This is a genomic window from uncultured Halomonas sp., from assembly GCF_947501415.1.
GTDB lineage: Bacteria > Pseudomonadota > Gammaproteobacteria > Pseudomonadales > Halomonadaceae > Halomonas.
Genome location: NZ_CANMVL010000007.1, coordinates 73,911 through 98,215 on the forward strand (window position 1 = coordinate 73,911; position 24,305 = coordinate 98,215).

General features: G+C 65.6%; 18 protein-coding genes. 7 read left to right on the plus strand and 11 right to left on the minus strand.

Annotation, left to right across the window (positions count from 1 at the left end):
- Positions 1–26: 26 nt before the first annotated feature.
- Genes Q0894_RS04910 through Q0894_RS04920 form a run of 3 tightly spaced genes read right to left on the minus strand, consistent with a single transcriptional unit; the run spans position 27 to position 3,342 of the window.
- A complete protein-coding gene (locus Q0894_RS04910; protein ID WP_299232037.1) occupies positions 27–1,628 on the minus strand; it encodes a 5-guanidino-2-oxopentanoate decarboxylase in 1,602 nt (533 codons plus the stop codon).
- The gene (locus Q0894_RS04915) at positions 1,628–2,227 is read right to left on the minus strand and encodes an HD domain-containing protein (RefSeq protein WP_299232039.1); all 600 of its coding nucleotides are present in this window, start codon (positions 2,225–2,227) and stop codon (positions 1,628–1,630) included. Before Q0894_RS04915 ends, Q0894_RS04910 begins: the two co-directional genes overlap by 1 nt.
- Positions 2,224–3,342, minus strand: a complete 1,119-nt coding sequence (locus Q0894_RS04920; RefSeq protein ID WP_299232041.1) for a TauD/TfdA family dioxygenase — start codon at positions 3,340–3,342, stop codon at positions 2,224–2,226. Before Q0894_RS04920 ends, Q0894_RS04915 begins: the two co-directional genes overlap by 4 nt.
- Positions 3,343–3,443: 101 nt before the next feature.
- On the opposite strand from Q0894_RS04920, the gene Q0894_RS04925 reads away from it, so the two are divergent.
- The 4 genes from Q0894_RS04925 (at position 3,444) to Q0894_RS04940 (ending at position 8,030) form a co-directional block, all read left to right on the plus strand.
- Complete coding sequence (locus tag Q0894_RS04925) at positions 3,444–4,448, plus strand: GlxA family transcriptional regulator (RefSeq protein WP_299232043.1); 1,005 nt, start codon at positions 3,444–3,446, stop codon at positions 4,446–4,448.
- Positions 4,449–4,556: 108 nt separating this feature from the next.
- Positions 4,557–6,050, plus strand: a complete 1,494-nt coding sequence (locus Q0894_RS04930; RefSeq protein ID WP_299232045.1) for an MFS transporter — start codon at positions 4,557–4,559, stop codon at positions 6,048–6,050.
- Positions 6,051–6,218: 168 nt separating this feature from the next.
- Entirely contained in the window at positions 6,219–7,217 is a 999-nt protein-coding gene (gene thpD / locus Q0894_RS04935; protein WP_299232047.1) for an ectoine hydroxylase, read from the plus strand.
- A 150-nt stretch (positions 7,218–7,367) separates the two neighbouring features.
- Positions 7,368–8,030, plus strand: a complete 663-nt coding sequence (locus Q0894_RS04940) for a fumarylacetoacetate hydrolase family protein (RefSeq protein WP_299232048.1) — start codon at positions 7,368–7,370, stop codon at positions 8,028–8,030.
- Between the two features lie 103 nt (positions 8,031–8,133).
- Here the strand turns inward: Q0894_RS04940 and speA are convergent, their stop codons facing one another.
- From speA to Q0894_RS04955, 3 genes are all read right to left on the minus strand, one after another.
- Complete coding sequence (gene speA / locus Q0894_RS04945; RefSeq protein ID WP_299232050.1) at positions 8,134–10,056, minus strand: biosynthetic arginine decarboxylase; 1,923 nt, start codon at positions 10,054–10,056, stop codon at positions 8,134–8,136.
- Positions 10,053–11,012: a homoserine kinase gene (locus Q0894_RS04950; RefSeq protein ID WP_299232053.1), complete on the minus strand. Its 960-nt coding sequence runs from the start codon at positions 11,010–11,012 to the stop codon at positions 10,053–10,055. The genes speA and Q0894_RS04950 overlap by 4 nt, the downstream gene beginning before the upstream one ends.
- 144 nt (positions 11,013–11,156) lie before the next feature.
- The gene (locus Q0894_RS04955; protein ID WP_299232054.1) at positions 11,157–11,450 is read right to left on the minus strand and encodes a DUF2782 domain-containing protein; all 294 of its coding nucleotides are present in this window, start codon (positions 11,448–11,450) and stop codon (positions 11,157–11,159) included.
- A gap of 153 nt (positions 11,451–11,603) precedes the next feature.
- Between Q0894_RS04955 and polA the strand changes: the two genes are divergently transcribed.
- On the plus strand, positions 11,604–14,366 hold the full coding sequence (gene polA, locus Q0894_RS04960) for a DNA polymerase I (protein WP_299232056.1): 2,763 nt from the start codon (positions 11,604–11,606) through the stop codon (positions 14,364–14,366).
- A gap of 134 nt (positions 14,367–14,500) precedes the next feature.
- Here the strand turns inward: polA and Q0894_RS04965 are convergent, their stop codons facing one another.
- Positions 14,501–15,529 carry a Fe(3+) ABC transporter substrate-binding protein gene (locus Q0894_RS04965; RefSeq protein ID WP_299232058.1) on the minus strand — a complete coding sequence of 343 codons (1,029 nt, stop codon included), beginning with the start codon at positions 15,527–15,529 and terminating at the stop codon, positions 14,501–14,503.
- Between the two features lie 244 nt (positions 15,530–15,773).
- Here Q0894_RS04965 and Q0894_RS04970 point away from each other — a divergent pair, with 244 nt between their 5' ends.
- Positions 15,774–16,958 carry an ABC transporter ATP-binding protein gene (locus Q0894_RS04970; protein ID WP_299232060.1) on the plus strand — a complete coding sequence of 395 codons (1,185 nt, stop codon included), beginning with the start codon at positions 15,774–15,776 and terminating at the stop codon, positions 16,956–16,958.
- Here the strand turns inward: Q0894_RS04970 and Q0894_RS04975 are convergent.
- The 4 genes from Q0894_RS04975 to dctP form a co-directional block, all read right to left on the minus strand.
- The gene (locus Q0894_RS04975; RefSeq protein WP_299232340.1) at positions 16,875–18,533 is read right to left on the minus strand and encodes an iron ABC transporter permease; all 1,659 of its coding nucleotides are present in this window, start codon (positions 18,531–18,533) and stop codon (positions 16,875–16,877) included. The two genes, Q0894_RS04970 and Q0894_RS04975, sit on opposite strands and share 84 nt — an antisense overlap.
- 181 nt (positions 18,534–18,714) lie before the next feature.
- On the minus strand, positions 18,715–20,043 hold the full coding sequence (locus tag Q0894_RS04980; protein ID WP_161423968.1) for a TRAP transporter large permease subunit: 1,329 nt from the start codon (positions 20,041–20,043) through the stop codon (positions 18,715–18,717).
- Complete coding sequence (locus Q0894_RS04985; protein WP_299232065.1) at positions 20,040–20,543, minus strand: TRAP transporter small permease subunit; 504 nt, start codon at positions 20,541–20,543, stop codon at positions 20,040–20,042. Before Q0894_RS04985 ends, Q0894_RS04980 begins: the two co-directional genes overlap by 4 nt.
- A gap of 90 nt (positions 20,544–20,633) precedes the next feature.
- Positions 20,634–21,743 (minus strand): TRAP transporter substrate-binding protein DctP, encoded by a 1,110-nt coding sequence (gene dctP / locus Q0894_RS04990; RefSeq protein ID WP_299232067.1) that lies wholly within the window; start codon positions 21,741–21,743, stop codon positions 20,634–20,636.
- Positions 21,744–22,108: 365 nt separating this feature from the next.
- On the opposite strand from dctP, the gene Q0894_RS04995 reads away from it, so the two are divergent.
- Positions 22,109–24,292, plus strand: coding sequence for a GNAT family N-acetyltransferase (locus Q0894_RS04995; RefSeq protein ID WP_299232068.1), 2,184 nt, complete (start codon positions 22,109–22,111; stop codon positions 24,290–24,292).
- Positions 24,293–24,305: the final 13 nt, after the last annotated feature.

Consider the following 24,305-nt stretch of genomic DNA (forward strand, 5'->3'; position numbering starts at 1 on the left):
AAGTGTTATTGGATAGCGGTCACGGGTTACAGGGCGGCGACCCAGGCCGTGGCATCCACCTCGATCAGCAGGGGTGAATCATTCGCATCGAGCTCTGCCAGGGCCTGCCCCAGGGCGGCGGGGTCACCCACGCCCCGGTAACGGCACGCGTAGCTGGTGGCCAGCGCCTTGAAGTCCGGGGCTGCCAGGTCGACCCCGAGGTGGGGCACCTCGCTCATCGACATGTAGCGCCGAATTTCGTCATAACCGTCATTGTTCCAGATCACCACGGCCACGGCGCGACCGAGGTCGCGGGCGGTGCCGAGCTCGCCGAGCACGAACTGGAGCCCGCCGTCGCCGACCAGTGCCACCACCGGGTGTTGCGGCTGGGCCAGGGCGGCCCCCAGGGCGGCGGGCAGGCCGTAGCCGAGGGTGCCGAAGCCGGTGGCAGCATTGAACCAGCGTCGCGGGGCCGGCAGCGAGGCCAGGAAGTTGCCGGCATAGACCGGGCCGGTGGAGTCGCCGACCATGATGGCCTCGGGCAGCACCTCGCGCAGAGTGGCATAGAGCGGCACATAGGGGGCGAGTTCCGGGTCGTCGGCGAGTGCCAGCTCGTGGCGTACGGCGGCGGCCCGGGCTGCACCGTCGCGGCGGGTGGCTGCCGGCAGATGCTCGAGCAGTCCGTTCATCGCCTGGCCGGCCTCGGCCAGGATGGCCAGATCGGCGGTCTGGTTACGGCCCAGTTGCTGGGGGTCGATATCGATGCGAATCAGGCGGCCATCGAGCCGGAAGCCCTCGTCGGTGTACATGTCGTAATCGGTTTCGCCCAGCTCGGTACCGATCGCCACGACCACATCGGCCTGGGAGGCCAGTCGGCGCGCGGCGGGCAGGCTCGCGGTAGCCCCCAGATCGAGGGGGTGGTCGAGGCCCAGCACACCCTTGGCGTTGATGGTGGTAAGGGCCGGGGCATCGAGGTGCTCGACCAGTCGACGGGCGGCTTTCGGCGAGGCGGCGGTGCCGCCCCCGAGAAGCAGCAGCGGACGCTGCGCGGTAGCCAGCCACTTGGCAGCCATCTCCAGCGCGGCAGGGGCCGGTGCCGGTGGAAAGGTCTGTGCCGGACCAGCAGTTGCCTTCGGCGCCGGGGCGGTCATCACATCCAGCGGAATCTCGATATGCACCGGGCCTGGCCGTGCGGAGGCGAAGATCGCGAAGGCGCGGTCCAGGACCTCTGGCAGTGCAGCCGGGTCGAGGAGGGTGTGGCTGAAGAGGCTGACGCCGGCCAGGGTCTGACTCTGGTGAGGCATCTCGTGCAACCGCCCCTGGCCGCGACCCAGGGTGTGGCGCTGATTGACGCTTGAGATCACCAGCATCGGCACCGAATCGGCCAGGGCCTGGCCCATGGCGGTGGCGATATTGGTCATGCCCGGGCCGGTGATGATGAAGCAGGCCGCCGGCTTGCCGCTGGCTCGGGCATAGCCGTCGGCCATGAAACCGGCTCCCTGCTCATGGCGCGGGGTGACATGCTGAATCCGGCCTTGGCCCAGCGCACGGTATAGCTCGACGGTGTGTACCCCGGGAATGCCGAAGGCGGTGTCGACACCGTGCGCCTCGAGAAGGCTCAAGAGCTGCTGAGCACAGGTCTGGCTCATTACGGCGTCTCCTCGGACAGTGACTCCTCGGGCAGTGGCTCGGGAAGCCCCCCGCGGGGGACTCGGCCGAGCACCCTCTCCACCATCGGGATGAAGTGCTCGAGGGGAAGGCTGTCGTAGTCGGGATCGAAGCTGGCCTGATCCCACTCGTCACAGAAACGCACGGTTCTCTCATAGGCCGGGTGATCGCGGTACTGCTCTCGCGCGTGACGGTCCTGCCCGAAGAAGTGCCGGTAGTGATAGCCCTGAAAGAGTTCGTGGTGACGGATCATCCACGCATTGAGCGGATCGATAAAGGGCTCGAGGATGGCCGCCGCGACCTCGGCATGGTTGGCCGGTGCCAGATCGTCACCGATGTCGTGGAGCAGGGCGCAGACCACCATCTCCTCATCGGCACCGTCGCGCAGTGCACGCGTTGCGGTCTGCAGGCAGTGTTCGTAGCGATCCACTGGGTAACCGTGGTGGTCGCCCGCCAGGTTGTGCAGATGGGCCAGCACCCGGCGCGGGGCATCGTCGATATAGTCGCGATAACGGGCGTCGATCAGGGCCCATTCGTCGCGCTGGGCCTCACCGAAGTTTCGAAAGCGAGCTTGTTTCATGCGGGCTCTCCCTTGACCTGTGAAGTGGCGAGATGCTCTCGCAGGGTGCGGCGTCGGCTGGCGGTACTGTCCCGGTCCACATACCCCTGGCGCATATGACGTACGCCGCCGGCGAGCTGAAAGGCGCTACGCCCATGAAGCAGGCGGTAGTTGTCCATGATCAACATCTGGCCGGGGTCGAGCTTGAGGTGCAGGGTCAGCTCCTCGCCGGTGATCAGCCGGTAGAAGGCCTGGCGTGCGGCGTAATAGGCCTCGAGTTCCTCGGGGGGAAGTGCAGGCACCTGCTCGGTGCGGTTGGAGTAGCGTACCCGCACCGGAGTGCCGTGGCTGTCCAGCTCGATCAACGGCCCCTCGCTCTCCAGGTCAGTGTCGGCATCGTGATAACGGAAGCCGGGCGTGACCCGGGTCAGTGTGGCGTAGGCCTCGGGATCGCGCTCGCGCAGCAGGCGAGCCGCCATGAAACCGTCGGCCAGGGTGCTGTCACCACCATCGGCGGCATTGGTCAGACAGTGCAGCCAGATATAGCCGGGGATGGGGTCACGATAGGGGTTGTCCGTGTGGGGCTCCAGGCCGCGCTGAGTCATGGTCAGGTCATAGGCGTTGGCCACGGACTTGACGTCGGCGATGCCACCCCAGTTGGTACGGCGCAGCGGGCCGATGCGGTCGATCAGGGGCTGCATCCCATCGACCTGCGCCGGCACCCCGGAGACGACCACAAAGCCATCCCGGTGGAGGGCTTCCAGCATCTCCAGAAGGACCGTGTCATCCTCGCGGGCCGCGTCAAAGTCGGCCTGGGGAAGCGGGGCGCCGGCGGCATCCCACAGCCTTCTGGGAGGATCGCTGGGCATATTCCTGAACAGCGTGTCGAGATCGAAGGCGGTGCGATGACCATCGCTGAAGCACAGCTGAAGCCGATTATCGGTTACCTCTGCGGAATCGATCGTCAGCGATAACGGCAGCTCCGCCGCCTCGATCAGGCGTTGACCGGTACGCGGGTCCAGGGTGTCGGCGTCGGGGCTGCGTTCGCGCAGCCAGAGGGCGGCGAACTGGCGCTGGTGTCCGTCGTGCTCGATCGCCAGATGGCGGCGATTGGCAAGAGGCGTGACGTGAGTCATGGCGGTATCTCCACGGGCTGTGCTAGAGGTCGCTCTCTACCCTAAGCCCCTCCGCGGCATGCGACTTGATTAGATTGGCCATAAAGTTGACTATATTGGCCATGTTAGATGCTGCCGAAGGGCTGTGGCCCTACCCGCGCCCCGACTCCCCTCCCTTGCTGACCCCCGAGCAGGCCGAGCACACGCTAAATGTATGGTTGGTGCCGCGCTTCTCCATGCTGACTCTGTTCTGTCTACTGGAACCGCTTCGGGTGGCCAATCGCTTTGGCCGCGACCTCTTCGCCTGGCGGCTGCTCTCGTCGGATGGCGAGGCGGTTGTGGCGAGCAATGGCGTGCGTATCGACGTGGATGGCGCCATCGCCACTCTGGATGATGCGGCGAGGCTGATGGTGGTGTCATCGTACGATGCAGAAGCGACCGTCAGCTTCCAGGACCGCGCCATATTGCGGCGCATTGCGGCCCATGGCGGGTGGCTGGGCGGGTTGGACACGGCCCCCTTTATCCTGGCCCGGGCGGGAGTGCTCACCGGGCATCGGGTGGCACTGCACTGGGAGAGTGTTGCGGCCTTCCGCCGAGAGTTTCCCGACCTCGAGGTCAGTCCGGGCAGCTATGAAATGGATGACACGCGTCTCACCGGGTCCGGGGGGGCCGCCGGTATCGACATGATGCTGACCTGGATCGAGCAGGCCTATGGGCCGGCGCTGGCGGATGCTGTCGGACTTCAGCTGATCCACCAGAGACCCCGTGGGGAGGGGGAGAAACCACAGCTGCGCTACGGTGAGCTGCCGCGTGGAGTGGTCCGCGCCCTGGCCGTTATGGAGGCCAATCTCGGCAAGGCGCTGTCGATCCCCGAGCTCTGTCGGCTGGTGGGGCAGTCCCAGCGGCAGCTTGGACGCCTGTTCCGGCACCATTTCGGCGAAACGCCACAGCAGAGTTATCTGGGCATGCGTCTGGATCGCGCCCGCCAGCTGCTCACCGATAGCCAGTGCCTGGTGACGGAGGCGGCGCTGGCGACCGGCTTTACCCAGCCGGCGCACTTTACGCGGGCCTATCGTCGCCGGTTCGGCGAGGCCCCCAGTGTGACGGCAGAGCGCAGGCAGGGCTGAAAGCCGACCCTTCAAGGGGTAGTCCCCCGGCTGTGCTACGGTGTCATTGTGGCTGGAGCGCCATCACAGATAATCAAGGGACGGAGGCTGTGATCAGTGCAGAGTCAGATGAATTCAGCTCAGGCAGGCGCCGAGGCCATTCCCGATTCGGTGCGTTGGCGTATTCTGGTGGTGCTGTTGGCCGCGATCGCCATGTCACTGATCAGTGTCAGCATCGTCAACGTCGTACTGCCTTCCATCCAGCAGGGGCTGGAAGCCACTCAATCCGACCTGCAGTGGGTGCTCTCGGGCTATGCGCTGACCTTCGGCGTGGTACTGGTGCCGGCCGGCCGCGCCGGCGACATCATGGGCCGTGGCGGCATCTTCATCATCGGCGTTGCGGTATTCACGGCGGCGTCCATTGCCGCGGGGCTGGCCTCGGATGCCACCTGGCTCAACGTCGCCCGCTTTGTTCAGGGCGTCGGCTCAGGGCTGCTGAATCCCCAGGGGGTGGGCATGATTCAGCAGTACTTCCGTGGCGCCGAGCGTGCCAAGGCATTCGGCTATTTCGGCAGTGCAGTGGGAGTATCGGTAGGCATCGGCCCCGTGCTTGGAGGCCTGCTGATCATGCTTGGCGGCGCTGACCTGGGCTGGCGGCTGACGTTTCTGATCAACGTGCCTATCGGTATTGCCACCATCATCATGGCCTTTGCCTGGTTTCCAAAGCCACTGTTCAATCGCGTCCCGGGGAGGACGGGAAACGCCTCGCAGCGTGCCCTGCGTACCAGCCTGTATATGGCCCGCAAGCTGGACCCCGTTGGCTCCCTGTTGCTGGGGCTCGCCGTCTTCGCCGTGCTGTTTCCATTTATGGAGGCGCGCTCTTCGGCGCTTACCTGGCTGCTGCTGCCGCTGGGGCTCATGCTTGTCGCGGCATGGGTGCGATGGGAGCGCTACTATGCCCGCCTGGGGCGCAGTCCCATGGTGGATCTGAATATCTTTTCCACTCACAGCTTCACCAACGGCGCGCTCATCATGACGCTCTATTTCACGGGCATGACCAGCATCTGGGTGCTGGTGGCGCTGTATCTTCAACAAGGCCTCGGCAAGTCTGCACTCGAGGCCGGTCTGGTCGGTGTGCCGTCGGCGTTCATTTCCGCCTATGCGGCACGCTGGGCCGGTCGCCGGGTGATGAGGTACGGCCGCAAGGTGGTCATTGGCGGGCTGTTTTTTGCCATCGCCGGTCTTGCGGCGAGTATCGCCGTCATCCTGCTGCATCAAGGTGGCTATCTCAGCGTGTGGTGGTTGGTGCTGTCGTTATCGCTGATCGGGGTGGCGCAGGGCTCCGTGATCAGTCCGAACCAGACGCTGACGCTGGTGGAAGTCCCCCTGCAATATGCGGGAAGTTCCGGTGCCATCATGCAGACCGGCCAGCGTATCGGCACCTCGATCGGCATCGCCGTGATCACGGCGGCGGTTTTCATGACACTTGGCATGACCTCCTGGTCGATCGCCGTATCCATTGGATTTGGCTTGATCGGGCTGGTCATGTTCGGCGCCCTCGCGGTCGCGTTCAAGGACCAGCGTGACCGAGCGAGAGCCCGGCAGACCGCCCATCGTAGCTAGGCATCTGGTGAGAGCACCTCGTTGACGCCCACACCCAGCAGGCCTTGAAAGTCTTCGAGGCCATCCCAACGTGGTCCCATACGGCCTCTTCCCGAGGTCGGCCATGGCGGTTTCGCCGTGGCAGCGCGTTTTGCTGAAATTGATCACGGATTCACAGGAGGTGATTGAATGTCAGTCAAGACATCCGAGCGCATGCTTCAGGAGAGTACCAACCCGCATCATGTCGTTGATTCACCGGACCCCCAGAGCCGCGTAAGGAGCGCGCCACGCCCGGGGGATGACCCCTATCCCACGCGTCTTGCCGAGCCCTTAGACATGCCCTGGTTGAACCGCCGTGAAGCGGTGGTGAAGGGCAGTGCCGAGGATGGTCCCCTGAGCCGGCAGCAGCTCGACGAGTTCGACCGCAAGGGGTTTCTGTTCGAGCCCAATTTCATCGCCGGCGAGGAGCTCGAGGAGCTGTGTCGCGAGCTGGCGGTGCTGCTGGAGAACCCCAACTACCGCAATCGCGATTTCAGCATCACCGAGCCCTCCGGCAAGGAGATTCGCTCGCTGTTCGCGATGCACTTCCTGTCCGAACGCTTCGCCCGACTGGCCCAGGATGAGCGGCTGGTGGGGCGTGCCCGCCAGATCATCGGCGGCGAGCCCTATGTGCACCAGTCGCGCATCAACTACAAGCCGGGCTTCGAGGGCAAGGGCTTCAATTGGCATTCGGATTTCGAAACCTGGCACGCCGAGGATGGCATGCCGGCCATGCATGCGGTCAGCGCCTCCATCGTGTTGACCGACAACCACCACTTCAATGGCCCGCTGATGCTGATTCCCGGCTCCCACCGGGTGTTCATTCCCTGTCTCGGGGAGACGCCGGCCGCCAACCACCAGCAGTCGCTGAAACAGCAGGAGCTTGGGGTGCCGAGCCGCGAGGCGCTCTCCCGGCTGGTCGAGCATCACGGTATCGAGGCGCCCACCGGTGCCGCCGGCGGCCTGCTGCTGTTCGACTGCAACGTGCTGCACGGCTCCAATGCCAATATGTCGCCAGACCCGCGCAGCAACGCCTTCTTCGTCTACAACCGCCGCGACAACCGTTGTGTGGCGCCTTTTGCGGCACCCGGACGGCGGCCGGGCTTTCTGGCCCATGAGCCCGACGAGGTGTGGTCACCGGAAGGGTGATAGTGAAAGGCGCCGGAACAGCCTTGAGCGGTGCTGCCATCTGCGATAGTACTGCCGCGCTACCGGCTCCGGTGTGGTGTGTGCCGCCGTCTGCGCTAAACTGTGCGCCTGTCGCGCTCGCGGCACACCCAGAGAAGGAGAAGAAGCGCCATGCGTTTTGTGCCCCACTTTACCGATGGCCAGGCCTATGCCGAGCGGCTCGGCAAGATCGTCTGCGTCGGTCGCAACTACGCCGAGCATGCCCGGGAGCTCGACAACCCGGTGCCCAGTGAGCCGCTGCTGTTCATCAAGCCGGCCACCAGTGCCGTGCCGCTGGAGTCGCCCATCGCGGCGCCTCTCCCACACGCTGAGGTCCATTACGAGACGGAGCTGGCACTGCTGATCGGTGAGGAGCTCAGCCACGTGACTGCCGGGGAGGCGGAGCGCGCCGTGGTGGGTATCGGGCTGGCCCTCGACCTGACCCTGCGCGATGTCCAGTCACGGCTCAAGGAGAAGGGACACCCCTGGGAGATCGCCAAGGCCTTCGACGGCGCCTGCCCGTTGTCATCCTTTCTGCCGCTTTCTCAGGTGCCCAACTGGAGCGCGCTCTCCTTTACTCTGGAGATCGATGGTGAGCTTCGTCAGCAGGGCGAAGGGGCCGATATGCTCTTCCCGGTGCCGACCCTGCTGGCCGAGATGAGCCGTCACTTCACCCTGCAGCCGGGCGATGTGGTGCTGACGGGCACGCCGGCCGGGGTAGGCCCGCTGGTCAGCGGTGCCGAGCTGCGCTTCACCCTTACCGGCGGCCTGGAGGTCACCACTCGGGTGGAGTAGGGGCACGCCATCAGTTGTGCGAGCGTAGAGAAAAGCGCCCGCCGTGAATACAAACGGCAGGGCGCTGTTTCTGTCTCTGGTTCTGTCTATGGAAGGGAGCGAGCTACTCCAGGTAGGTGTAGCCGGAGAGCCCCTCGGACAGATCGTCGAGGAAGCGCTGCTGCTCGGCCTCTTCCAGGCCGCTGGCGGCGAGCTGTTCGGCCAGATGGCGGCGCAGCACCTCGGCGTCGAAGTTGACGTAGCTCAGCACGTCGGCCACTCGATCGCCCTGCTGGATATGGCTCAGGCTCCAGCTGCCATCCTCGTTGAGGGTGGCATCCACGGAGTCGGTGTCGCCGAACAGATTGTGCAGGTCGCCGAGGATCTCCTGGTAGGCGCCTACCATGAAGAAGCCCAGCAGCCGCTCGTCATCCTCCTGCCACTCCGGCAGCGGCAGGGTGGTCTCCACACCCTGGCCATCCACGTACCCGTCGATGCGGCCGTCGCTGTCGCAGGTAATGTCCTGGATGACCCCGCGGCGTACCGGCTCCTGATCGAGTCCGGTGAGCGGCATCACCGGGAAGATCTGCTGGATGCCCCAGACATCGGGCACCGACTGGAACAGCGAGAAGTTGACGAACAGCTTGTCGGCGAGCTTCTCGGCCAGTTCATCACCGATCTCGCGGTGCACGCGATTGCGCGTGTCCAGGCGTGCGCGCAGCCGGGCGCAGGCCGCGAAGTAGACCGCCTCACCCTCGGCCCGGGCGGTGATATTGGTCAGCCCCATGACGAAGCGTTCATGCAGGTCGCCCATGGCCTGGGCAAGGTCATGCCAGGCCTCGACCAGGCCGCGCTGGTCGGGGGAAGCGCCGAGCAGGTCGTGGACCCGCCACAGCTCGTCGACCTGGGAGTCGCCTTCGACCCGGCGCTCGGGTGAGGCATCGCTGACCCGCTCCTCGCCGATCACGTTGGTGATGAGGACGGCGTGGTGGGCGGTCAGCGCGCGCCCCGATTCGCTGATCAGGTGGGGCTGGGGCAGATCATTCTCCTGGCAGGCCAGGCGGAAGGCATAGACCACATTACGGGCGTACTCGAGCATCGAGTAGTTGGCCGAGCAGAAGCTGCGCGAGCGGGTGCCTTCGTAGTCGACGCCCAGGCCGCCGCCCACATCCACCGTGTCCACTGGAGCGCCCAGCTCCACCAGGCTCTGGTAGAAGCGCGCACACTCGCGCAGGCCGCGCTGGATGTCACGGATATTGGCGATCTGCGAGCCCAGGTGGAAGTGCACCAGCTGCAGGCTCGCCAGGGCGTCGGCCTCGCGCAGCCGCTCCACCACCTCGAGAATCTGGCTGGCGGTGAGGCCGAACTTGGACTTCTCGCCACCGGTATTCTGCCAGCGCCCGCGGCCCACGGAGGCCAGCCTGGCGCGTAGCCCGATGCGCGGCGTGACGCCGAGTGCCGAGGCTTCCTCGAGGATCAGCGGCAGTTCCGAGAGCTTCTCCACCACCAGGTAGACGCGATGGCCGAGCTTCTCGCCCATCAGCGCCAGGCGCACATACTCGCGGTCCTTGTAGCCGTTGCAGACGATCAGCGAGTGGCCGTCGCCGGAGAGCGCCAGCACGGCGAGCAGTTCCGGCTTGCTGCCGGCCTCGAGTCCTACCCGGTCGCGGCCGCGTTCGGGGGTGGCGAGGATCTCTTCCACCACCCGGCGCTGCTGGTTGACCTTGATCGGGTAGACCGCCGTATAGCCGCCGCCGAAAGACTCCTCCTGCATGGCGGTATCGAAGGCATGGCAGAGCTGCTCGACCCGGTCGTGGAGGATGTCGATAAAGCGTACCAGCACCGGCAGGCGCAGACCGGCGGCCTTGAGCTCGCTCACCAGGTCGTTCAGCGGCAGGGTCGGGCCCTCGGTCTCGCTGCCCAGGGGACGCACCAGGGCATGGCCGGCATCATCCACATCGAAGTAGCCGCTGCCCCACTGGTCGATGTTCCAGACGCGCCGAGCGCGCCGGGCGGGGCCGCTGGCGCTGGCCATGGGGAGACTCATCGGCTTGCCTCCGGAAGGGGCAGGGCAGGCTGCTCGATGCGGGCCTTGAGGATGGTGCGGAAACGTTCGGGGTCGTGAGGCGTCAGATCGTGGGCCGGCGGGTCAACATAGACCACCAGCAGGCGCGAGAGCCAGTAGCGCAGCGCGGTCATGCGCAGCATCATCGGCCAGACATCGCGCTCGGCCGCCGTCAGCGGTCGGTGTGCCTGATAGGCGGCGAGGATGGCGTCATGGCGCTCGGCGTTCAGGCTGCCGTCCGCGTCGCAGGCCCAGTCATTGATGACGATGGCCAGGTCGAACAGCAGGTCACCGGTGCAGCCGTTGTAGAAGTCGATGATGCCACCCAGGCGATCGCCATCGAACAGGGTATTGTCGCGGAACAGGTCGCCGTGCAAGGCCCCCTGGGGTAGCTCGGTAACGCTGCTGAAGACATCTTCATAGGTCTCCACCTCATCCTTCATCAGCGTCTGGTCGGCCGCAGAGAGATAGCCATGCACCTTGTGGTGCAGGGCCACCAGCCAGTGGAGATCGCGTGGATTGGGGCGATGGCCGGTGAAGTGCTGCGAGATGGCGTGCAGGCGTCCCAGCACGCTGCCCAGCTCATGGCACTGGGCCAGATTCGGTTCGAGCGGGTGCTTGCCGGGCAGCCTCGGGAACAGCAGTGCCGGCTTGCCGGCCAGGCTATGCAGGGCCACGCCCTCGCGGTCGTGCAGGGGGCCGGGCACCGGCAGGCGATGCTCGTCGAGGTAGTCGAGCAGCTCGACAAAAAACGGCAGTTCCTCGTGCTCACCCTGCTCGAACAGGGTCAGCACCAGCTCTCGCTGGTCGGTAGTGACGAAGAAGGTACTGTTCTCGGTACCAGCGGGAACGCCCTCCAGGGAGACCAGTGAGCCGGCGTCGAAGCGGCTCAGGAAGGCCTCGACCTGGGACTCGGTCAGCGGTGTGAATACGGCCATGTGTCTCTTACCCGGGTATGCCAAGCCGCCTATTGTAGCGACTTGCGAGTGTGATGCACGCTTCGCCGAGCCGTCAGGAGATTGAACCGCTCGAGGCTTCTCCCCGGCGCCTCTCGCTTTACCGGCGATAGCGGCTTTCATCATTCAGAAGGTCTGCAGAACCCATTCGGGCACGGCGATGCGATCGCCTCGCTGGCGCTCGAAGTTGCCGTCGCCGTCGCGGTCGACCAGGTAGTAGGAGGGGCCGCTGGAGGGGCGGATCTCGATGGCGTAGAGCTCCCCATTGACCCGGTACTCGCGGATGATGCGCTCCTCTTCCTGACGGATGGTGATATCCGGCGCCAGCTCGTCATTGGGCTGGGCCAGAGCCGGCACGGCAGCGGCAAGCGACAGGCCCATGGCCAGCAGCGCGGCGGTAAGCGAGGGAAGTGTGTTCATGATGATCTCCAGTCCGCCGGGGCGGTGAGATGGTGTGTGTTCCCAGTGTAAGGGGTCGTCGCCTTCGCGCCCACCGGTCGCGGCAAAACGGCCGCGCTACGCGTATCATGGTTGATCAGAATCACTCACCGCTCAGCTTCAATGGATGCCTCCATGGCCGATAGTCCCATCGTTCTCGTCGACGGTTCCTCCTACCTGTACCGCGCCTTCCACGCCCTGCCGCCGCTGACCACCTCAGAAGGCTTGCCCACCGGGGCGATCAAGGGCGTGCTCAACATGCTCAAGCGGCTGATCAAGGACTACCCGAACAGCCCCATGGCGGTGGTCTTCGATGCCCCGGGCAAGACCTTTCGCGATGAGCTGTATGAGGAGTACAAGGCACAGCGGCCGCCGATGCCGGATGAGCTCCGCGATCAGGTACAGCCGCTGCACGACTGCGTGAGGGCGCTGGGCCTGCCGCTGCTGTGCATCGAGGGGGTCGAGGCCGATGATGTCATCGGCACCCTGGCCCGCCAGGCCACCGAGGCGGGTCGCGATGCGGTGATCTCCACCGGTGACAAGGACATGGCCCAGCTGGTCAATGCCCATATCACCCTGGTCAACACCATGAAGGACGAGACCCTGGACGTCGAAGGCGTCAAGGAGAAGTTCGGCCTGCCTCCGGAGCTGATCATCGACTTCCTGGCCCTGATGGGAGACAAGGTGGACAACATTCCCGGAGTCCCCGGGGTGGGCGAGAAGACGGCGCTGGGGCTGCTGCAAGGCATGCAGGGCGGGCTCGATACCATCTATGCCGATCTGGAAGCGGTCAAGGCGCTTGGTTTTCGTGGCGCCAAGACCCTGCCAAAGAAGCTCGAGGAGCACCGCGACAAGGCCTTCCTCTCCTATCAGCTGGCGACCATCAAGACCGACTGCGAACTGCCGGTGGGGCTCGATGACCTGGAGCTCGCGCACCCGGACCGCGAGACGCTGCTCGAGCTCTATCGCCGTTTCGAGTTCAAGGCCTGGCTGTCCGAGCTGCTGGAGGGTCGGGACGAGGGTGTCGACGACGTCGTCGGTGGCACCACGACCCCGGAGGTCGCCGAGGAGGACACCGCCGGCGGCGCACCACGCGAGGACCATGTCATTGTCGAGCAGGCCGAGCTGGACGCCTGGCTCGAGCGGCTGCAGAGCGCCGAGGCCTTCTGCTTCGACCTGGAGACCACCAGCCTGAACTACATGGAGGCACAGATCGTCGGCATCGGGCTGGCGCTGGAGGCGGGGGAGGCCGCCTATATTCCCCTGGCCCACGACTACCTAGACGCCCCCGGGCAGCTCGATCGTGACGCCGTGCTTGCCGCCCTCAAGCCGCTGCTGGAAGACGACGGCAGAACCAAGATAGGGCAGAACCTCAAGTACGACATCTCGGTGCTGGCCGGTTATGGCATTCGGGTGGTCGGGCCGCTCGAGGACACCATGCTCGAGTCCTATGTGCTCGACTCCACCGCCACCCGTCATGATATGGACTCCCTGGCGCTCAAGTACCTGGGCGAGAAGACCACTCCCTTCGAGGAGATCGCCGGCAAGGGGGCCAAGCAGCTCACCTTCAACCAGGTCGCCCTGGAGCAGGCGGCGCCCTATGCCTGTGAGGATGTCGATATCACCCTGCGCCTGCACCACGAGCTGCGCCCACGGCTCGAGCAGCAGGGGCGTCTGCGCCAGGTGCTCGAGACGGTCGAGCTGCCGCTGATCCCGGTGCTGTCGCAGATGGAGCTGACCGGCGTGGCCCTGGATCCGCAGCGCCTGCACGCTCAGAGCCGGGAACTCGAGGCGAGAATCAACGAGCTGGAGGCCCGTGCCCATGAGCTGGCCGGCCGCGAGTTCAACCTCGGCTCTCCCAAGCAGCTGGGCCAGATCCTCTTCGAGGAGCAGAAGATCCCGGTGCTCAAGAAGACTCCCAAGGGGGCGCCATCCACCGCCGAGGCGGTGCTCGAGGAGCTGGCCCTGGATTATCCGTTGCCCAAGGTGATCATGGAGCATCGCGGCCTGGCCAAGCTGAAGTCCACCTACACCGACAAGCTGCCGCGCCTGGTCAACAAGACCACCGGACGCCTGCATACCAGCTATCACCAGGCGGTCACCGCCACCGGGCGACTCTCCTCGAGCGACCCTAACCTGCAGAACATCCCGATCCGGAACGAGGAGGGCCGAAAGATCCGCCAGGCCTTTATCGCCCGGCCCGGCTATCGCATTGTCGCCGCCGATTACTCCCAGATCGAGCTGCGCATCATGGCCCATCTCTCGGGAGACAAGGGACTGCTGGCGGCCTTTGCCGAGGGGCGTGACATCCATGCCGCCACCGCCGCCGAGGTGTTCGGCGTGGCCCTCGACAAGGTAACGGCAGACCAGCGGCGCAGCGCCAAGGCGATCAACTTCGGACTGATATACGGCATGAGCGCCTGGGGGCTGTCACGGCAGCTGCATACCGAACAGAGCCAGGCCAAGGTCTATATCGACCGCTACTTCGACCGCTACCCCGGGGTGGCGAACTATATGGAGCGCATCCGCGCCCAGGCCGCCGAGGATGGCTTCGTCGAGACGGTGTTCGGTCGGCGCCTCCATCTGCCCGAGATCCGCTCCCAGAATCGTGCCCGCCGTCAGGGCGCCGAGCGTACCGCCATCAATGCTCCCATGCAGGGCACGGCCGCGGATATCATCAAGCGCGCCATGATCGAGGTGGCCGCCTGGCTGCAGGAGGGGGAGATGGATGCCTGGATGGTGATGCAGGTCCACGACGAGCTGGTGTTCGAGGTGGCCGAGGCGCAGGTAGAGGAGTTTATCGAGCAGGTGAAGGCGCGCATGCAGGCCGCCGCCGAGCTCGATGTGCCGTTGATCGTCGAGGCCGGGAGTGGAGCGAACTGGGACGAGGCCCACTGACGCGGCTCCCGCCCCAAACAGCAAGGCCCGCGGCGGATGCCGCGGGCCTTGCTGTTTAACTCGATGTGTCAGCGAGGAGCGCCGGGGGTAGTCGTAGAGAAGGCCCTACCACCGGATCAGCTCCGAGCGCTGAATCAGCGCCAGCCGACGCGGTCGAAGATCTTGATCGCCTCGGGGTTGTTCTCCCCCAGCTTGCTGATGTTGAGGTCATCCTTCTTGAAGTCGCCCCAGGACTCGAGCACCGGGTTCTTCTTCACGCCCTCGACCACCGGGAACTCGTAGTTGCCGTTGGCGAAGATCTCCTGAGCGGTATCGGAGGCCAGGAACTCGAGGAAGCGCACGGCATTCTCGCGGTTGGGAGCCCCTTCGACCACACCGGCGCCGCCCACGTTGATATGGGTGCCACGGTCATCCTGGTTGGGGAAGATCACGCCGACACGGCGGGCGACCTCACGATCCGCCTCGTTGTCGGAGTGCAGCAGGCGTACGTAGTAGTAGTGGTTCGCCACCGCCAGGGAGCACTCGCCGCTGGCCACGCCCTTGATCTGGTCGGTGTCGCCCCCTTCTGGGTCGCGTGCCATGTTGGCCACCACGCCCTGGGCCCACTCCTCGGCACCTTCGGCGCCATGGTGCTCGACCAGTGAGGCGAGCAGCGACTGGTTGTAGATATTGTTCGAGGAGCGGATGCACACCTGGCCCTCGAACTTCGGGTCGGCGAGCTCCTCGTAGCTGCCGATCTGGCTCGGATCGAAGTTCTCGCGGTCATAGAAGATGGCGCGGGCGCGCTGACTGAAGCCGAACCACAGCCCCTCGGGGTGACGCATGGCTTCCGGCAGGCGCTCGTTCAGCACCTTGGAGTCGACGCTCTGGAAGATATCCTCCTGCTCGGCGCGCCACAGGCGGCCGGCGTCAACGGTGATCATCACGTCGGCGGGGCTGGCCACGCCCTCGCGGGTGATGCGCTCGATCAGCTGGTCCGAGTCGCCTTCCAGCAGGTTCACTTCGATGCCGGTCTCCTCGGTGAAGGCCTCGTAGAGCGCCTCGTCGGAGTCGTAGTGGCGTGCCGAGTAGATGTTCAGCTCGTCGGCAGAGACGGCGGTAGCGAAGGCGGAGCCGGCCAGCGCGACGGCGATGGGGGCGGCGAGACGAGCGTTCTTGATCATCGTGACCTCTTGGTTTTCTGGCAGAGCAGCTAGGTTTCTAGCAGAGTAGCGATAGTGGAATGATAATACGTTGCATTAAAGATGGGGCTATTGAAGACCTGTCGACCGGCGACGTCAAGGGGCCAGGAACAGATTTCTTGCGCTGGTGCAGAGAAATGCTGAATGCGAGTCGCTTTCAAACGCATTAACGCTCGTGATCGGTTATGATGGGGAGACCTCCACCGACACGACGTCGAGGGCCCCAATGAACCTGAATCTGCAACAGCCGCACGCCACTTCCGCTCCGGTACTCGCCATGCAGGGCATTCACCACGCCTTCGGCAAGCACGAGGTGGTGAAGGGCATCGATCTGGACATACAGCCGGGTGAAGTGGTCTGCCTGCTGGGCCCCTCGGGGTGTGGCAAGACCACCCTGCTGCGCATCGCCGCGGGCCTCGAGAAGCTACAGCACGGTCGCGTGGTCCTGGAGGGCGATGAAGTGGCCCGCCCTGGTGGGCGTCACCTCCCCCCCGAGAAGCGCAGCGTCGGTCTGGCCTTTCAGGACTCCGCGCTCTTCCCCCACCTTTCCGTGCTGGAAAACGTGACCTTTGGGCTCAAGCACCTGCCGGCAGGCGAGCGTCGTCGGCGTGCCCTGAGGCTGCTCGAGCAGCTGGGGATGGGCGCCCGGGCCGAGGGCTATCCCCACATGCTCTCGGGAGGCCAGCAGCAGCGCGTGGCACTGGCTCGTGCGCTGGCGCCGGAGCCGCACCTGATGCTGCTCGACGAGCCCTTCTCCAGCCTCGATGCGCGGCTGCGCGATCAGATTCGCGATGACACCCTGCACGTGCTCAAGGAGGTCGGGGCCGCCACGCTGCTGGTGACCCACGACCCGGAAGAGGCGATGTTCATGGCCGACCGCATCGCCCTGATGCGTGATGGCCATATCGTTCAGGTCGGTACGCCACGCGAGCTCTACTGCAACCCCAGCGACCCCTTCGTGGTGACCTTCTTCGGTGAAGTGAACGAACTCTCCGGGGTGGTTCGCGACGGCAAGGTGCTGACGCCTGTGGGCATCGTGGATGCCGGCTGGCTTGCCGATGGCAGCGAGGTGCGCGTGCTGGTGCGGCCGGAGGCGCTGCAGGTGGCGAGGCTGGATGTGCCGGCCGAAGCGCACAGCCACAGCCATATTGTCATGGCCAAGTTGCTGGGGCGCAGCAGCTTGCTGCATATCTGTGCCCACGACTCCGACGGCGATGAAGCCCATATCCATGCGCGGGTGCCGGGGGTCTTCCTGCCCGCCGAGGGCCAGCCCGTGACCCTGCGGCTGGACCCCTCCCAGGTATTTGTCTTTCCCTCGCGCTCCTCGTCACTTCCCGCCGGGGCGCGAGCGGCGCATGGCGAGGCTGAGCAGGATCACCGGGACTATGCCTACCACCACGATGGCCAGTGAGGCCGTCGAGGCCTCGGCGAGACGCTCGTCTGCCGCCAGGTTGTGAGCGCGTACCGCCAGGGTATCGAAGTTGAAGGGGCGCAGGATGATGGTCGCCGGTAGCTCCTTCATCACATCCACGAAGACCAGGATGCAGGCCGCGAGCAGACTGCCGCGCATGATCGGGGTGTGCACCCGCTTCAATGTGCCGGTGGCGGTCTGGCCCAGGGTGCGAGAGGCGGCATCCATGCTCGGCGTCACCTTGCCCAGGCTGGCTTCCACGGCGTTGAACGAAACCGCCAGGAAGCGCACCACGTAGGCGTAGATCAGGATAAACGCCGAACCGCTGAAGATCAGTCCGATCACTTCGCCACCGCGCGACAGCAGCCAGGTATTGAGGGTATTGTCCAGCCAGGCGAAGGGGATCAGGATGCCTACCGCGACCACCGACCCCGGGATCGCATAGCCCATGGCCGAGATACGCGTGGCGGTTCGGGTCAGTCGAGTATTGTTGAGGCGCACCCCGTAGCTGAGCACTACCGCCAGGGTGACCGCCACCAGCGCGGCGATCGAGGCCAGCAGCAGACTGTTGCGGGCATAGCCGATAAAGCTCTTGCCGAAGAGCGAGTCACCCTGCTGGATAGCCAGCTCGGCGAGGATGCCGCTGGGGATCAGGAAGCCGCCCAGGATCGGCAGCAGGCAGGCCAGGAAGGCGCCTGCCGAGGCCCAGCCGCCGAGGTGGAACTCCGGCAGCTGTTGATAGCGGCTGGAGGTGTGGAAGTAGCGCCGCTTGCCCCGCGACCAGCGCTCCAGCAGCACCAGAGCGATCACGAAGGTCAGCAGGCAGGCGGCGAGCTGGGCGGCGGCGGCCTGCTCGCCGAGGCCAAACCAGGTGCGGTAGATGCCGGTGGTGAAGGTGTCCACGCCGAAGTACTGTACCGCGCCGAACTCGTTCAGCGTTTCCATCAGGGCCAGTGATACGCCGCCCACCAGTGCCGGGCGCGAGAGAGGAATCGCCACGCTCCAGAACAACTGCCAGGGGCCGCGGCCCAGGGTGCGACCCACATCCAGCATGCACACCGACTGCTCCATGAAGGAGGCGCGTGCGAGCATGTAGACGTAGGGGTAGAGCACCAGGCTGATCAGCGTTGCCGCCCCGCCCAGCGAGCGCACCTCGGGGAACCAGTAGTCCCCGAAGCCCCACCCGAACAGGTCGCGCAGCCACCCCTGGAGGGGCCCCGAGAACTGCAGGAAGTCGGTATAGGCGTAGGCGATCACATAGGTCGGCACGGCCAGCGGCAGCAGCAGCGCCCACTCGAACAGTCGTCGCCCCGGGAAGCGGCACATCACCACCAGCCAGGCGGTACCGGTACCGATCACCAGGGTGCCGATGCCCACCGTGATCACCAGGAACAGGGTGTTGGCCAGGTAGCGGGGCAGCACCGTGCTGGCCAGGTGCTGCCAGACGCCACCGGTGGGTACCAGGATATGTGCCAGCACCGCCAGCACCGGCAGAGCCACGACCAGCGCGACCCCGAGCAGCAGGGCGGTCCATGGAGTGAAGGAGGGGATCAGTCGGCGTGAGAGAGTGGGCAGGTCGCCGCTGGCAGGTCGAGACAAGGGAGGCTCCTTGCGGGCGCAGGATGGTAAATGCGAGACATTGACGCCGGCAAATAGTATCAGTTGCGCTTGTCTGCTGCAGCCAACATTGGTTGACCACCGTCAAACGACGACGCCCGCCGTCGGCTGACGGCGGGCGTCGTTACGCTTTCACGGGTCAGTAGCCGAGCAGCATCGATGGCAGGCCGGTGATAAGGGCCGGGAAGAAGGCCATCAGCACACAGGCCAGCACGATCAGGGCCACGAAGGGAATGACCGCCTTGTAGAGATCGACGATCTCCACCCCGGGCGGTGCCACTCCCTTCAAGTAGAAGAGCGCATAGCCGAACGGCGGGGTCAGGAAGGAGGTCTGCAGCACCACGGCCACCATCACCACGAACCACAGCATATCGACGCCCATGCTGTCGACGATGGGTAGCATGATCGGGAAGCTGAGCAGCACGATGCCGGTCCAGTCCAGGAACATGCCCAGCAGGAACACCAGGAACAGCATCAGGATCAGGGCCCCGATGGTGCCGCCGGGCATCGCCGTCACCACGTTATGGATGACGTCCATGCCGCCACCGATGGAGAACACCCCGGTGAAGGCGGTTGCTCCGACCACCACCAGCATCACCATGGTGGTGGTCTTGCTGGCCTCGATCAGGGTGCGATAGCAGGTCGATGCCTTGCGATCACCGAAGATCAGGAACAGCAGGAAGGCGATGGCCACGCCGATGGCCGAAGCCTCGGTGGCCGTGGCGATCCCCAGAAACAGTGAGCCCAGCACACCGAGAATCAGCGACATGGGCGGCAGCACATACTTGCCGAGCATGATCAGCAGCTGGCCGGTCGAGGTCTCGGCGCGCTCCTCGGCGGGAACGGCTGGCCCGTAGTGCGGCTTGACGAAACAGATCACCAGCACATAGAGCGCATACATGGTGCCGAGCATCACCCCCGGTACCAGGGCACCGGCAAACAGCGCACCCACCGAAACCGGCGAGTAGCTGGCCATCAGGATCAGCATGATGCTGGGGGGAATCAGGATGCCCAGGCAGCCGCTGGCCATGATGACGCCGGCGCTGAGCTCCTTGTTGTAGGAGTACTTGAGCATCGGGACCAGGGCGATCATGCCCATCACCGCGATGGAGGCGCCGACGATGCCGGTGGTGGCGGCCAGCAGTACCGAAACGATGACCACGGTCAGGGCCAGGCCGCCACGCAGGTTGGCGAGCAGCAGGCGCATGGTGTCGAACATCTTCTCGGTGACACCGGAGTCGTTCAGGAAACGCGCCATCAGCACGAACAGGGGAATGGCGACCAGGACATAGTTGTCCATGGAGTTGCCATAGATGTTGTTGATCAGGATGCCCAGCGTATTGGCGCCGGGGCCGAGCCAGGCGCCTAGCACGGCGACGCCGCCGAGCACGAAGGCCAGCGGGTGGCCCATGAACAGCCCGATCAGCAGGCCGCTGAACATGAAGAGAGTGAGCATCTCGGGGCTCATGCGGCACCCTCCTTGCGTAGTTCACCGCAGGCGCGGATCACGATGGCGATGGCCTGCAGCAGCAGGAGCAGGGCGGCCACGACGATCACACCCTTTACCGGGTAGACCGGGATGGACATCATGCCGTAGGTGGTTTCTCCGCGGCTGAAGGAGCGCTCGAAGAAGGCCCAGCCGAAGGTAAGCAGCATCCAGATGAAGGGCACGAAGAAGAGCAGGTAGCCGAGCAGTTCGAGGACGGCCTGCTTGCGGCGGGTGAGCAGACGCTTGAGCACGTCGACCTCGACGTGGGCGTGATGGCGCAGGCCATAGGCGGCCATCAGCATGAAATGGGCGCCGAACAGCATCTTGGTGACATCGAAGGCCCAGTCGCTAGGGCGGCCGATGAAGAAGCGTGCGGCAATGTCATAGATCACGATCAGCGTGATCACGGCAAGGAGTGGGGCGATCAGGCGTCCGAACCCCTCGTTGAGGGCATCGATGGCCCTGGCAATGGTGTTCATGGTGAGGCTCTCGGAGTCGGGCTAATCAAGCGAACACAGGATGTAAAGCGACCGGGTAGGCCGAGCCCCGCAGGGCCCGGCCCGGCCCGCTTACTGGTTCATGCAGCTCTCGAGCTCCTCGAGGGACGGCAGGTTGTCCATGCTACGGCTCATGTTGAAGGGCACGGTCACGTCACGCCAGTTGGCGTAATGATCCAGGTAGCTGACCATGGAGTGGTAGACCTTGGCATGCATCGGATCCTCGCAGGCACCCTGCAGGATTACCTCATTGGTGATCTCCTGGATGCGAGCCAGGTCCTCTTCAGGCAGCTGATTGATGGTCATGCCCTCGTCCTTGAACTTGACCGTCGCTTCGGTGGACTGCCGCTCGGACCAGGCCAGTGACCAGGTCATGGTGGCTTCGGCGGCGATCTTCAGCTTCTCCTGGGTCTCCTCGGAGAGGGCGTCCCACGCCTCCTTGTTGATCATCACGCCGAAGACGCTGGCGGACTGGTGCCAGCCCGGGGTGGACCAGTAGTCGGCCACCTCGCCGAAGCCGGCCTTGTAGTCGACCCCCGGGGTGGAAAACTCGCCGGCGTCGATCACGCCGCGCTCGATGGCCTGGTAGACCTCGCCGCCGGCCAGGGTGACCTGGGAGCCGCCGAGCTTCTCCAGTACACGGCCCTGGTCGCGGCCGGAGAGGCGCAGACGCTTGCCTTCCAGGTCGGCGATGCTCTCGATGGGGGTGCCGCCCATGAAGCCGGACTCGTTGTTGGTGATGCCGTAGGGCAGGTAGACCATGTCATACTCGCCGTAGACCTCCTGGTACAGCTCGAAGCCGCCCCACTGGTTGATCCAGTTGAGGTAGTCCACGCCGTTGAACAGGCTGGTCGTGGTGGCCAGCGGCGAGAAGGCCGGACTCAGGCCCGCCCAGTAGCCCGGCCAGTCGGCGGCGGCCTGGATGGCGCCGGTCTGGGTGGCATCGAACACCTCGCTGCCCGGCATCAGGGTGCCACCGGCACGGAAGTTGATGGTGAGCTCATCGCCGGCCAGCTTGTTGACCAGCTCGACCCAGTGGCGGTCCATCTGGATCAGATCAAGGTTGTCCGGCCAGGTAGTGGTCATGGTCCACGTTTCCTTGGCCTGAACGGTGGTGCTCAGGGTGGCCAGGGCCATGCCGGCGGCTAGGCCGGTGAGCGTGAAGCTGCGCAGTGTCTTCATATTGTTCTCCCTACGGGGCTGGACAGGAGGTGGCGCCCCAACGGCGCCAACCGGATAAGGCTGGGTTGCGGCCGCCGGCATCGGAATGCATTGGTGAGTCCGCAACTAGGCTTCAAACTAACACCCTATTGGCGTGCAGAACGATCATGCCCCTGCGACGCTGTCGCGCCCCGTGAGCGGGGGGCAGACAGCGCCACCGTGACCGCGATACGTTAAGTCACTGTTTGATAATCTAATACTATCAGGTATTTAATAAATGTTTACGTTAACGTCAACGTAGCATGATGATCGGTATCTAGCGTTGAAAACTGCTCTGTCGTAAGACCAAAGTTCTAGTCGGGGCGGTGAAGCCGGGGGGAGTGGCAATGAACGGGAGAGAGGAGGCGCATGGCCTGTCGACTCGGGTGCTGCTGGCCCATGTCTCACGGCTCGCCCGCCGTCGCTGGCGGGGCCTGGCATGGCTGCAGGGGGCTCCCCAGGCGTGCTGTGATGCGGCCGGCGAGTTATGGCGAGCCGGCACCTGGCGCTGCCCGCTCTGGGTGGCGCCGGCGTTACCTCCGCGGGTCGATGCGGCGCACTGGCTGGCACCTGCCCGTGCCCGGACACGCCTGGGGGGCGAGCATGATCTACTGGTGATCGACGCCGCCTCCGATGGGGCGGGCTTCGACCCCGACGCCGTGGCGGCCCTGGTCGGCACCCTGAAGGCGGGTGGCCTGCTGGTGTTGATGACTCCGGAGGAGTGGGGCAGCAGACCCGATGCCGACTATGCGCGGCTGGCCGAACACCCCTGGCGACCCGAGGCGCTGACCAGCCGCTATCTGGCCCGATTGGCGCGTCTACTGAGTGGTGCCGACCAGGTGATTCGCTGGCGGGCCGGTGAAACGCCTCGTTTACCCGGATTTCCCATCCGTCAGGCGCCTGCCGAGCGGCCGGTGACCGATGAAGACTGTCTGACCGGTGACCAGGCCCAGGCGGTGGCTCGCCTGGCGCGGCTGCGTCGCCGTCGTCCGCTGGTGATCACCGCCGACCGTGGGCGCGGCAAGAGTGCGGCCCTGGGCATCGCCTGCGCCCGCTGGCTGGCCACGGGAGAGCAGGAGGTGTTGGTGACCGCACCGCGCCCGTCGGCGGTGGAGAGCCTCTTCGAGCGCCTTGCGGCGCTCTGCCCCCAGGGTGAGCGACGCGGGCATCTCTTCACTACCGACCAGGGTGACGTTCGCTTCGTGGCCCCGGATGCCCTTGCCGAGCTGGCCCGGCAGGGCGAAGCCGGCGGTGCCGGCCGTCTGCTGCTGGTGGATGAGGCGGCGGCGATTCCCGCCGCTCCGCTTGGCGAGTGGCTCGACGCCTTCCCACGGATCGCCTTTGCCACCACGGTGCACGGCTACGAGGGCTCCGGTCGCGGTTTTGCCCTGCGTTTCCGCGAGCGTCTCGAGCGCACCACCCCGGAGTGGCGAGGGTTGCATCTGGCCGAGCCGATCCGCTGGGCGAATGACGACCCCCTCGAGCCGCTGATCCATCGCCTGCTGATGCTGGATGCCGACCCGCCCGAGTCATCCTCTCGGCCGGCCGGTGACGTGCGGCAACTGTCGCGGGATACACTGGCCAGCGACGAGAGTAGCCTGCGTGGCCTGTTCGGCCTGCTGGTGCAGGCCCACTACCGCACCACGCCCAGCGATCTACGATTGCTGCTGGATGGCCCGGGCCTCACCGTTGGCAGTGTGGCGACCGGTGATGTGCCGCTCGGGGTGGTGATGACCGCAGATGAAGGGGGCTTCGAGGCGGGCCTGGCCGAGCGGGTCGCCCGTGGCGAGCGGCGGCCTCGTGGCCACCTCATGGCTCAGTCCCTGGCCGCCCATGCCGGCTCCCGGGCAGCGCTCACCGGGCATCTGCGTCGGGTGGTACGCATTGCGGTATCACCCCAGCGACGTCGCGAGGGGCTGGGGAGGCGGCTGATCGAGGCGGAGCTGGAGCGAGCGCGTCATGATGGCTGCGATCTGCTGGGGGCGAGCTTTGGCGCCGAACCGGCGCTAATGGCCTTCTGGCGACGCCAGGGATTTCACGCACTGCGCCTCGGGCTGACCCGTGAGACCGCCACGGGTGAACACGCCCTGATGGTGGCCCGGGCCACCAGCAAGCGCGGTGAGGCGCTGCTGGCCTCACTCGCCGCGCGCTTTCGGCGAGCCCTGCCCGGCCTGCTGGCCTTCGAACTTCGTGATCTGGCGCCGTCAGTGGCCGCCGCCCTGCTGGCGGAGGGCGGTGGGGCGAATCTCGCAGACGATGACCGCCGCGATGCCGAGGATGTCGCCGCCGGTCACCGCGAGCCGGCGCTGGCCCGGCCGGCGTTGCAGGCCCTGGTTCGTCATGCCCTGGCCCGCGGCATCCCCCTCGCCGATCCCGATCTTCTGCTGCTGGTGGCCTGGGGTTTTCAGGGGCTGAGTGGTGAGGCTCTGACCCGGCATCTCGCTGTATCGGGCCGGCGCCAGGCCACCGCCCGCCTGCGCGAGGCGACGGCCATGCTGCTGTCCATCTCTTCCCCTTCAGCAACGGGCTGAGTAAGGTAGGTCG

Excerpts from the sequence above, each read along its gene's own strand:
- Q0894_RS04910 (WP_299232037.1), bottom strand. The coding sequence starts at position 1,628 with ATGAGCCAGACCTGTGCTCAGCAGCTCTTGAGCCTTCTCGAGGCGCAC.
- Q0894_RS04915 (WP_299232039.1), bottom strand. The coding sequence starts at position 2,227 with ATGAAACAAGCTCGCTTTCGAAACTTCGGTGAGGCCCAGCGCGACGAA.
- Q0894_RS04920 (WP_299232041.1), bottom strand. The coding sequence starts at position 3,342 with ATGACTCACGTCACGCCTCTTGCCAATCGCCGCCATCTGGCGATCGAG.
- Q0894_RS04925 (WP_299232043.1), top strand. The coding sequence starts at position 3,444 with ATGTTAGATGCTGCCGAAGGGCTGTGGCCCTACCCGCGCCCCGACTCC.
- Q0894_RS04930 (WP_299232045.1), top strand. The coding sequence starts at position 4,557 with ATGAATTCAGCTCAGGCAGGCGCCGAGGCCATTCCCGATTCGGTGCGT.
- thpD (WP_299232047.1), top strand. The coding sequence starts at position 6,219 with ATGTCAGTCAAGACATCCGAGCGCATGCTTCAGGAGAGTACCAACCCG.
- Q0894_RS04940 (WP_299232048.1), top strand. The coding sequence starts at position 7,368 with ATGCGTTTTGTGCCCCACTTTACCGATGGCCAGGCCTATGCCGAGCGG.
- speA (WP_299232050.1), bottom strand. The coding sequence starts at position 10,056 with ATGAGTCTCCCCATGGCCAGCGCCAGCGGCCCCGCCCGGCGCGCTCGG.
- Q0894_RS04950 (WP_299232053.1), bottom strand. The coding sequence starts at position 11,012 with ATGGCCGTATTCACACCGCTGACCGAGTCCCAGGTCGAGGCCTTCCTG.
- Q0894_RS04955 (WP_299232054.1), bottom strand. The coding sequence starts at position 11,450 with ATGAACACACTTCCCTCGCTTACCGCCGCGCTGCTGGCCATGGGCCTG.
- polA (WP_299232056.1), top strand. The coding sequence starts at position 11,604 with ATGGCCGATAGTCCCATCGTTCTCGTCGACGGTTCCTCCTACCTGTAC.
- Q0894_RS04965 (WP_299232058.1), bottom strand. The coding sequence starts at position 15,529 with ATGATCAAGAACGCTCGTCTCGCCGCCCCCATCGCCGTCGCGCTGGCC.
- Q0894_RS04970 (WP_299232060.1), top strand. The coding sequence starts at position 15,774 with ATGAACCTGAATCTGCAACAGCCGCACGCCACTTCCGCTCCGGTACTC.
- Q0894_RS04980 (WP_161423968.1), bottom strand. The coding sequence starts at position 20,043 with ATGAGCCCCGAGATGCTCACTCTCTTCATGTTCAGCGGCCTGCTGATC.
- Q0894_RS04985 (WP_299232065.1), bottom strand. The coding sequence starts at position 20,543 with ATGAACACCATTGCCAGGGCCATCGATGCCCTCAACGAGGGGTTCGGA.
- dctP (WP_299232067.1), bottom strand. The coding sequence starts at position 21,743 with ATGAAGACACTGCGCAGCTTCACGCTCACCGGCCTAGCCGCCGGCATG.
- Q0894_RS04995 (WP_299232068.1), top strand. The coding sequence starts at position 22,109 with ATGAACGGGAGAGAGGAGGCGCATGGCCTGTCGACTCGGGTGCTGCTG.